The organism is Hydrogenophaga sp., assembly GCF_041633695.1.
Taxonomy (GTDB): domain Bacteria; phylum Pseudomonadota; class Gammaproteobacteria; order Burkholderiales; family Burkholderiaceae_C; genus Hydrogenophaga.
Window position 1 is genome coordinate 1 of the sequence record NZ_JBFJMY010000141.1, and the last position, 10025, is coordinate 10025.

7 protein-coding genes are annotated in these 10025 nt (G+C 65.6%); 4 read left to right on the forward strand and 3 right to left on the reverse strand.

The genetic code is table 11. The features are described from left to right. The coding region (locus ABYB95_RS10615) for a GlsB/YeaQ/YmgE family stress response membrane protein (RefSeq protein WP_372658475.1) at positions 1-228 on the forward strand (228 nt) is incomplete at its 5' end. 16 nt (positions 229-244) lie between these two features. Here the strand turns inward: ABYB95_RS10615 and ABYB95_RS10620 are convergent. From ABYB95_RS10620 to ABYB95_RS10630, 3 genes are read right to left on the reverse strand one after another with little or no spacing between them, the layout of a single operon-like run. After that, positions 245-1585 (reverse strand): TIGR03862 family flavoprotein, encoded by a 1341-nt coding sequence (locus ABYB95_RS10620; protein WP_372658476.1) that lies wholly within the window; start codon positions 1583-1585, stop codon positions 245-247. A gap of 46 nt (positions 1586-1631) precedes the next feature. Then, a complete protein-coding gene (locus ABYB95_RS10625; protein WP_372658477.1) occupies positions 1632-4994 on the reverse strand; it encodes a UvrD-helicase domain-containing protein in 3363 nt (1120 codons plus the stop codon). Continuing rightward, on the reverse strand, positions 4991-7699 hold the full coding sequence (locus ABYB95_RS10630) for a PD-(D/E)XK nuclease family protein (RefSeq protein ID WP_372658478.1): 2709 nt from the start codon (positions 7697-7699) through the stop codon (positions 4991-4993). The genes ABYB95_RS10625 and ABYB95_RS10630 overlap by 4 nt, the downstream gene beginning before the upstream one ends. 119 nt (positions 7700-7818) lie before the next feature. Here ABYB95_RS10630 and trxA point away from each other — a divergent pair, with 119 nt between their 5' ends. The 3 genes from trxA to ABYB95_RS10645 all read left to right on the forward strand — a co-directional run. After that, complete coding sequence (gene trxA / locus ABYB95_RS10635) at positions 7819-8151, forward strand: thioredoxin TrxA (RefSeq protein ID WP_372658479.1); 333 nt, start codon at positions 7819-7821, stop codon at positions 8149-8151. Positions 8152-8366: 215 nt separating this feature from the next. Continuing rightward, entirely contained in the window at positions 8367-9629 is a 1263-nt protein-coding gene (gene rho, locus ABYB95_RS10640) for a transcription termination factor Rho (RefSeq protein ID WP_372658480.1), read from the forward strand. 135 nt (positions 9630-9764) lie between these two features. Beyond that, a partial coding sequence (locus tag ABYB95_RS10645) for a type B 50S ribosomal protein L31 (RefSeq protein WP_372658481.1) occupies positions 9765-10025 on the forward strand: 261 nt, incomplete at its 3' end.

Sequence of the window (10025 nt, forward strand, 5' to 3'; positions counted from 1 at the left end):
CTCTTCATTGGCCTCATCGCGGGTTTCGTCGCCCGCGCCATCAAACCCGGTGACGACAGCATGGGCTGGATCATGACCGCCGTGCTGGGCGTGGCCGGTTCGTTTTTGGCCGGTTTTCTGGGCGCGGCATTGGGTTTGTACCGCCCGGGCGCGCCGGTGGGGTTCATCGCTTCGGTGATCGGCGCGGTGTTGCTGCTGGTGATTTACGGCTTCGTGAAAAAGAAATAAGCCGCTGCCTGCCGTTTCAAGGCGCCGAACCGGACGCGGCCAGCCAGGCCTGCGCGCCTCGCCCCGCCGCCACCCCGCTGGCCAGGCAAGCGGTCAGCAAATAACCACCGGTGGGGGCTTCCCAGTCCAGCATTTCGCCGGCACAGAACACGCCGGGCAGTTGGGTCAACATCAGGCCGGGGTCCAACGCTTCGAACGGCACGCCGCCCGCTGAGCTGATGGCCTCGTCGATCGGGCGTGGCGCGTTCACCACGATCGGCAAGCCCTTGATCGCCTGCGCCAGCAGCTCCGGTTTTTGCATGCTGTCGCGCGGCAAACATTCGTTCAACAGCGCCATCTTGATGCCGTCCAGCCCGAGCCGGCTTTTGAGGTGGGCCGACAAGCTGCGCGAACCGCGCGGGTGGCGCAGCTGGGCCAGCACCTGGTCCAGACTGTGGTCGGGCAGCAGATCGAGTGCAAAAGCGGCCTGGCCCTTGCGCGCGATGGCATCGCGCAACAAGGCCGAGGCGGCGTAGATGAGGCTGCCCTCCACACCCCCTTGGGTTGCCACGAATTCGCCCCGGCGCTGAAAAACCACACCCGGCCCGTCGACCCGGATCGCCACCGATTTGAAGGGCTGACCGGCGAAGCGGCTGCTGAAATGAGGGCTCCAACCCGCCACCACGCCGTGCACCGCCGAGCCCGCGACATCGAATCCGCAGTTGCTCGGCAACAGGGGCGCCACCGGCACGCCCGCCGACAGGAACGGCGGCACCCAGGCACCGTCCGAACCCAGGCGGGCCCAACTGGCGCCACCGAGCGCAAACACCACGGCGCGCGCACGCACCCGCTGCAGCCCGCCAGGCGTCTGAAACACCAGAGTATCCGGGCTCTGCTGCGAAGCCTCACCGTCCCAAGCGAGCCAGCGGTGGCGCATGTGGAACTGCACCGGCGGCCCGCCGGCGGGCGGGTGGCGCAGACGCTGCAACCAGGCCCGCAGCAGCGGGGCGGCCTTCATGTCGGTGGGAAACACCCGGTGTGAGCTGCCCACGAAGGTGCTGATACCCAGGCCCGCAGCCCATTCGCGCACCTGCTGTGGACCGAAGGTCTCCAGCAACGCTTGCAGCGCCTCCGTGCGGGCGCCGTAGCGCTGCAGGAACTGGGGCAAGGCTTCGGCATGGGTGAGGTTCATGCCGCCCTTGCCCGCCAGCAGAAACTTGCGCCCCACCGACGGCATGGCGTCGAACAGGTGCACACCCAGGCCAGCGGCGCTCAACACCTCGGCCGCCATCAAACCTGCGGGGCCACCACCCACCACGGCCACATCCACCTCCATGGTGGGCATGGGGCTGGGCTCGTTATCTGCATGCAATGACATGGAAAATCCGTTGCTGGCCGCGCCTTCATGCGCTGGCCGATGGGTCTCAGACAAGCTCAATCACTTGCCCCTGTGGGTTGATGAAAGCCAGGCGCACGTGCGCGCCGGGTACCGCGTCCAGCATGGCGGCGTGGTAGCCCCACATCTGGGCGCGCAAGTCGGCCTGCCGTTCCGGGTGCATCGCGCTCTTGAAGTCCAACACCCACCAATGGCCGGTGTCGCGGCGGCGCACCAGGCGGTCCAGCCGCAGCAGCGTGCCCTGGTGCCAGAGCTCGACTTCGTTGCCCCAGTGGTTCAGCAGGTCGGCGTCCCAAACCCAGGCCGCCTCGCCTTGCACCATGGTGCGTGCGATGCGCACCGCCTCGCGCGCCTGCGCCGGGCTCAGAGCAAATTCGCGCGCCACGGCTTGTTCGTGCAAAGCGCTCCAGTCAAAGCCGGCACCCGGCGTGGGTCGCCACTGCATCAAGCGGTGCAAGGCCTGACCGGCGCGGGATTTTTCGTCCAGCTCGGCATCGCGCAGATCTTCCGGCAACGCCGCTGCTGGCTCCGCGAGCAAAGTCTCTTCGGCCCCGGTCGGTGGCTGGTGCTCCGGCAGCTCCAACAAGTCAAAACGCTGCTGGCCATCGGTGCCCTCGCCGTGCGACGCCTGCGTAAAAGGCTCTACCGCGTCCACCGGCGAGGCCAGCGGCTGGGTGCGCTGGTACCAGCTGGGTGCGCTGCCGCGTTGGTGCGGTTCGGTGCTGGAAATCACCAGCCGGGTTTCGGCCCGGGTGAGCGCCACGTACAAGGCGTTGAGTTCTTCCAGCGCCCGCGCCTGCTGCTCCAGCGCCAGCACGTCGACCGAGCAGGCCGGCACCTGCTTTTCGCTGGCCAGAAACACAAAGCGCAGCGGCGCTGGCGCTTCACCCGGCCAGTCCACCAGCACGCCCATGCTCTCGGGCTTGGGCGGCGGGGCGTCGGCGTCGAGCAGCAGCACGGTGTGGGCCTCCAGCCCTTTGGCGCCGTGGATGGTGAGCAAGCGCACCGCCTGGGTTTGTGCCACGGGCGGGTTGCGCAAGCCACCGGCCCGCAGCGCGCGCACAAAACGGTAGGGCGTGAGAAAACGGCCCCCATCGAGCTGCAAGGCCTGCGCCAGCAAAGCCTGCAATTGCACTTGCACCGCCTGGCGCTGGCTGGCGGGCACGGCTTGGGCATACCGCGCCAGCACGTCGCCTTGCTGGTAGATGCTGGAGAGCGCGTCGTGTGGCGGCAGGTTTTGCACCAGGCTGCGGTAGCGGTCGAGTGTGGCGGCGGCCTGCGTCAGGGCCTCGGCCAGCGCCTCGTCGGGCCGGTGGTCGCGCTCGGGCGTGGGTCTTTGTTCGGGCGGCAAGGCCCACCAGCGTTGCAACACGGCCCACCAAGACATCGGGCGCTCGCTGGGCGTGGACGGGGCTGGTGACCACAAGGCTTGCAAGCGGGCGATGTGGGCCAGCGCCGCATCGCCCAACGAGAACAGAGGCGATTTCAGCGCTTGCGCCAGACTCAGATCGTGCTGGGTAGACACCAGCGCATCCAGCAAGGCAACCAGGTCTTGCACCGCGGGCGCGTCGCCCAGCTCTTGCTTTTCGGGCTGTTCGCAGGGAATGCCGCGTTCGCTCAATGCTTCGTGCAACCAGATCAGGCGTTCGCGCTTGCGCGCCAGCACCATGATGTCTTTCGGTTGCAGCACACCCGGCGCGAGCTCTCGGGCGATCCAGTCGGCGGCCTGACGGGCTTCGATCGCGCTGTAGCTGTCTTCGGGCAACACGCGCGGGCTGTTCAGGCTGTCGCGCCAGGCCCATTCGTCGGCGTCGTCGGCACCGGCCTTGGCGTCGCGCAGGATTTGCGGCAAGGTCAGCAGCGCGCCCGTTTGCGGGCTGTCGGTGGTGTGCGCGCGAAACCCTGCGTATTGTTCTTGCGCTTGCGCGGCCAACATGACGCTGTTGAGCGCGTCCACCACGCCGGTTGCGCAGCGGCGCGTGTGGTCGCAACTGAGCAAGGCACCACCCAGACCGTCCACCACAAAGGCCTGTGCGGCTTTGAACACCTGGGGCTCGGCGCGCCGGAACCGGTAGATGGACTGCTTGGGGTCCCCCACCAGAAACACCTGTGGCGCTTCACCCGGACCAGCACCCGCGTAGGCCGACAACCAGCCGTACAGGGCTTGCCATTGCAAGGGGTTGGTGTCCTGGAATTCGTCGATCAGCAAATGGCGCACCCGCGCGTCCAGGCGCTGTTGCATCCAGCCCGAGAGCTCGGCGTCTCCCAACAACCGTTGAGCCGCGCCTTCCACGTCGTTCATGTCCACCCAGCCCCGCTCGCGCTTGAGTGCGCCGTATTCGGCGACCAGCACCCGGCAAAGCCGGGCCATGCGCTGGTGGTGCAACCAGGTTTTGTGCTGCGCCTGCGCCGCCAGCGCGCGCAAGGCCAGATCTTGGGCCGCGCGCACCGACGCGATGCCCACGATTTTTTCGCCGAACTTGCGCGCTTCGTCTTTCTGGGTCAGCAAAGCCGCCAGGGCGGCGGCCCCGTCGCCTGCGCCCACGGCCTGTTCCAGCTCGACGCCTTTGGCCGAAAAGGTTTTGGCGCTGGCCTGGCCCAGACTGCGTGCGGCTTCCAGCATGCATGCCCGGGCGCCGGCATCGCTCACCAACCACTGCAGAGGGTCTGCGTGGCCGCTGAATTCGGGAAACCGCAGCGCCATGGCGTCCACCGACACATCGACCACGCCATGGCGATCGGCCAATGCGAACTCGACCCGCTTCTGCAGGGCTTTGCCCAGCGCCTTGACGGTCTGGCTGCGCCCATGCTCGGCCACACAATCCATGAAATCCTGGCGGTGCTGCTCGTGGCCGGCCACCACGGCGTAGAAGCGCGGCAGGGTCAAGGCCACGGCTTCGCTGTCGTCTTCCAGCAATTCGTATTGCACCGGCAGACCCAGCTCTTGCAGCACCGCCAGCGGCGCACCGCGCAACAAAGCGGCAAACCAGCTGTGGAAGGTGCGGATCTGCACCGGGCGCCCCAGCTCGTTCAGGCGCGCGGGCAGGCGGCGCAACTCGTCGCAGCGCTGGGTCGCTTGCGCCGGATCGAGTCCACGCATCTGCAGTTCTTGCCGCAGTTGCTGGTCGGACATGGCCGCAAACGAGAGCACCCATTCTTGCAGGCGTTTGCGCATTTCCCCCGCCGCCTTTTTGGTGAAGGTGATCGCCAGAATGTCTTGCGGCGGACAACCGTCGAGCAAGGCGCGCAGGATGCGCGACACCAACATCCAGGTCTTGCCCGCACCCGCGCAGGCCTCTACCGCCACGCAGCGTTGTGGATCGCAGGCCAGCGCGTAAAAGGCCTCGGGCGTGGCGGATTCGCCGTTGATGCGGTAGGCGGGTGTCGTCATGCCGCGCTCCAGAAGTCTTTGCGGCACAAACCGCGGGCGGCGCAAAATTCGCACACCCGCCCCTCGCCCAACGCGGGCATGGTGTGCCCGGCGCGCACCCGATCCAGGTCGTGTACCAGGCCTTGCAGCAGATGCTCGCGCGCAAGCAAGACCTGCGTTTGCTCCACCAGCCGCGTCGGCGTGTCCGGCCCTTTGGCTTCGCGGCTTTCGCTGATGCTCAGATAGGCCGCGCGCAAGGTCTCTTGTGGCTGCAGCGCGGCGTAAAAGGCGATCTGGGTGTCTTCCAGTGGTTGCTTCACGCGGTCCAGCGTGGTCTTGCGCGGCTCGGTTTTGTAGTCGATCACAAAGGGAATCGCGCCTTCGGGGCTGTCTTGCAGGTCGATGCGGTCGAGTTTGCCCACCAGTTTGTAAGGGCCAGCCAGCGCGCTCATGGCCTGTTCGGCCAGCGAAAAACGCGGGCCAGCCTGCCCTTCGCGCGCTTCAAAGCCCGCCAGCCAGGCCAGATAACCGTCGCGCATCGCAGGCCAGGCGGCCTGGAAGGGCAAAAATCCCGCGCCGCCCTGCCCTTGCGCGTGCAGTCCCATGGACTGCGCCACGCTGTCGGCCAGTTGGTCCAGCAAGGCCAGGTCGCTGGCGCGCTCCGATGCCGGCGCGCGCTGCTCGTGAAAGCCCTTGAGCACGGCGTGCAGCCAGATGCCCATGTCGCGCTTGTCGGGTTCGGCCTCGATCTCATCGGTGGGCTGCAAGCGCAGCTGCCGCATGGCAAAGAAGCGATAAGGGCAATCGCGCAAATCCTGGTAAGCGCTGGCCGAGAGCGCCTGCGGCATCAGGTCGGGGGCACTGGGTGTGGGCTTGGCACTGGGCTGGCTGAGCAGGGTTCGCACGGTGCGGGGATCTGCACCACGGCGGTCCGCCGTTTCGTCGGCCAGCAAGCTCTGCAACCAGGCGTTGGGCAACAGGTCTTCGCCGTTGTCTTGGGCGCGCCACAGCAGGTCCAGGGCCGGTTGCGCCAACAGCGCGCACCAGGCCTGGCGCGCGGCGCCGGCCACGGTCTCACGGCTGGGCAGGCCCAGGGCCTCGCGCTGCTCCAGCGTCCACTGGCCGGGCAAATCGGGACTGGTGGGCAGGTGGCGTTCGTCGCATCCGGGCGCCACCGTGGCGGCAAATGCGCGTCCCAGCATCTGTGCCATGGGCAGGATCACCACAGCCGGCGGCTGTTCGGTGGGTGCGGTAAAACTCGCGGCTTCGAGCACCTCGCGCACCCAGGCCGTCAGGGCGCTCAAGCCCATGCGCGCGGCGGATCGTGCCGCATCGCCTTGTCGCGCAGCGGTGTGCGGTGGCTCGTCTTCCAGACCGGTGTCGCTCAGAGCCGCCAGCTCGTGGGCGGCACCGTCGGCCAGACGCAAAACCTGCACCAGCTGTGCGCCTGCGGCGTCGTCCACCAAGGCGTCCCACCAGCCGCAGGTTTGCAGCGCCCGGCGCACATCGGCCAGCCACACCACCAGCGGGCGGGGTGCCTGCAAGCCACTCAACAACTCGCTCAGACCAGCGGGCCGGCAGCTGGCCAGCAAGGGGTGCGATCCCACCGCATGCCACTGCGACACACCGGTTTGCCGCAACTGTTGCTCCAACGCGGCGACTTGATGCTCGGGCCAGATGCCCCCTTGTTTGAGGAAATCGAGCACCTCGTCGGTGCGGGCTCGCGGGTCGGCGGCCCGCAACAAGCTCATGAGCCGGGCCGCGACCTGGGTGGTCGAGAGCTTCCAGCCGGTTTCGTCGCGCACCGCCAATCCGGCGCCGTGCAGCACCGCGCTCACCCGGCGCGTCAACAAACGGTCGTTGGCCACCAAGGCCACCGGCACCCGCCCGGCGTTTGCGTGCGCGATCACGCAGGCCGCGCTGCGCAAGGCCTCGTCCTCGGCGTCGGCACAAGCGTGCAAAGCCATTTCTTCGGACGCCGTGACGGGCTCGTGCAAGTCCAGCACCACGGCACGCTCGCCCCAGCGGCGGGCCAGCGCCGTGGCCAGCGGGTCTTGCTGAAAACCTTGCACCACCACCAGAAGATCGAACTCGGCACCCGGATCGCCCAGCGGCGACCACAACACATCGGTGGCATAAGCCGAGGTACTGACCCAGGCCAAGGCCACCGAGGCCAACAAGGCCTCCCAATGCAAGGCCTGCTGCGTCGGTGCGATCACCGGTCGCAAACCTTCGGCCCAAGCCAGGCGTTGTTCGGGCGCCTGTGCGGCGGCCAGTGGTCCGAGTTGGCGTGCGGCTTGCAGCAGGCGCGAGACCATGACCGCGCGCAGCGCCGACTCCACCGTCCCACGCACGACCTGGCCCAGCAGAGACGACGCGACCAGGCTGTCACGGGCCATGTCGCCCGACAGGTCGTTGGCGGACGGCACATGGGGTTGTAGCGTCGAGGCCCAGTTGCGGCTGGACTCCAACCGTGGCGCAAACCCGTTCGGATGCGCCCGCGCCCAGGCGCGCCGTCCCGTGTCCATCAATTGCGCATAGGGCACCAGGATCAGGACCCGGTTGGCGGGCACACCGCGTTCGGCCAGCTGTTGCGCCACCAAAGCCACCAGCGCGTCCCAGCGCAGGTGGGACACATGGCGATCGCGTACACCGCCGGTATCCATGGCGAGGGTCGAGGCGTCGATGGGCCCATCTCCGAAAGGGTTCTTGCTGGCGGTCGTCATGCAAATGGCGTTTCTGTCACAATTGTTCGGTGGTTGCTCGCAGGGCCTCTCAGTATGTAGCCCCGCCGATTCAACGATTGAAACTGTAACTTCCCGCTCAACGAAATTTAGGATGGACCATGGCCAGCGACCTGATCAAACACGTTTCTGACGCAACTTTCCAGGCAGACGTCCTTGAGGCCAAAGCACCGGTTCTGGTGGACTTCTGGGCCGAATGGTGCGGTCCCTGCAAAATGATTGCACCGATTCTGGACGAAGTGGCGGGCAGCTACGACGGCAAGCTCCAGATCGCCAAGCTCAATGTGGACGACAACCGCGATGTGCCCGCCAAGTTCGGCATCCGGGGCATCCCCACCTTGATGTTGTTCAAAGACGGCCAATTGGCGGCCACCAAAGTGGGTGCTTTGAGCAAATCGCAACTCATCAGCTTCATCGATCAGCAATTGGCCTGATCGCGGCGCCTCTCGGCGCTGCGAAGTGGTGGGGACCGGGTGCAACGCCCGGCCCCTATGGGGTAGAGCAGCTTCCCAAGCGGTTTTTTTTCCTGTCATAATCTGCACCAATGCGGGCGCTGCGGCGCCCAGCCTCTCATAGCGGACCGCCCGCCATCCGGTCGCTTCCGCCCCTCCCCCCGATTTTTGTTCCAACTCCCTACGGAGTGAATTCCATGCACCTCAACGAACTCAAGGCACTGCACGTGTCTGAAGTCCTCAAGCAGGCCGACGCGCTCGAAATCGAGAACACGGGCCGCATGCGCAAGCAAGAGCTCATGTTCGCCATCATCAAAAAGCGCGCCAAAGGCGGCGAGTTGGTGAACGCCGACGGCGTGCTGGAAGTACTGCCCGACGGTTTCGGCTTTCTGCGCAACATGGACACGAGCTTCACCGCGTCCACCGACGATATCTACATATCGCCCAGCCAGATCCGCCGCTTCAACCTGCACACCGGCGACATGATCGAAGGCGAAGTGCGCATCCCCAAGGACGGGGAACGCTACTTCGCGCTCAACAAGCTCGACAAGATCAACGGCTTGCCCCCTGAGGACAACAAGCACAAGATCATGTTTGAAAACCTCACGCCGCTGTTCCCCAAAGAACAGATGCGGCTCGAGCGTGACATCAAGACCGACGAGAACATCACCGGTCGTGTGATCGACATCATCGCCCCCATCGGTCGCGGCCAGCGCGCCTTGATCGTGGCGCCGCCCAAGAGTGGCAAAACGGTGATGATGCAGCACATCTGCCACGCCATCGCGGCCAACCACCCCGAGGTGGAGTTGCTGGTTTTGCTGGTGGACGAACGCCCCGAAGAAGTGACCGAAATGCAGCGCACGGTGCGTGGCGACGTGATCGCCTCCACCTTCGACGAGCCGGCCGCACGCCATGTGCACGTGGCCGAAATGGTGATCGAGCGTGCCAAGCGCCTGGTCGAGCTGAAAAAAGACGTGGTGATCATGCTGGACTCGATCACCCGCCTGGCTCGCGCCTACAACAACGTACTGCCCTCCTCTGGCAAGGTGCTCACCGGTGGTGTGGATGCCAACGCCCTGCAACGGCCCAAGCGCTTCTTTGGTGCCGCGCGCAACGTGGAAGAAGGCGGTTCGCTGACCATCATCGCCACCGCGCTGGTCGATACCGGCAGCCGCATGGACGAGGTGATCTTTGAAGAATTCAAAGGCACCGGCAACAGCGAAATCCACCTGGACCGCCGCCTGTACGAAAAACGGGTGTTCCCGTCCATCCAACTCAACCGCAGCGGCACGCGCCGCGAAGAGTTGTTGCTGACCCCGGAAATCCTGCAAAAAACCCGAATTCTGCGTCAGTTCATGTACAACATCGACGAAATCGAGTCGATGGAAATGGTGCTCAAGAGCATGAAGGCGACGAAGAACAATTCGGAATTCTTCGACATGATGCGCCGAGGCGGGTGAACCTGCCCCGCTCGTGTGGCCGCAGCGCCCCTAAGAGCGCGCTTTCCCGGCTATAATCCAAGGCTTTGCAATTCGCGACAAGTACGGTGAAATGGTTTCATCGCGGCTACCGCACCTGACTCAAGGAAACACGTCATGAAAGACGGCATTCACCCCAATTACCGCGAAGTCTGTTTCATGGACTTGTCCAACGGCTTCAAGTTTGTGACCCGCTCCTGCGTGTCCACCAAAGAAAACGTCACCATGGAAGATGGTCGCGAATTGCCTTTGTACAAGCTCGACACGTCCAGCGAATCGCACCCCTTCTACACCGGCACCCAGAAAAGTGTCGACAACATGGGTGGCCGCGTGGAGCGCTTCCGCAACCGTTACGGCAAAACCACCGCGACGCCAGCA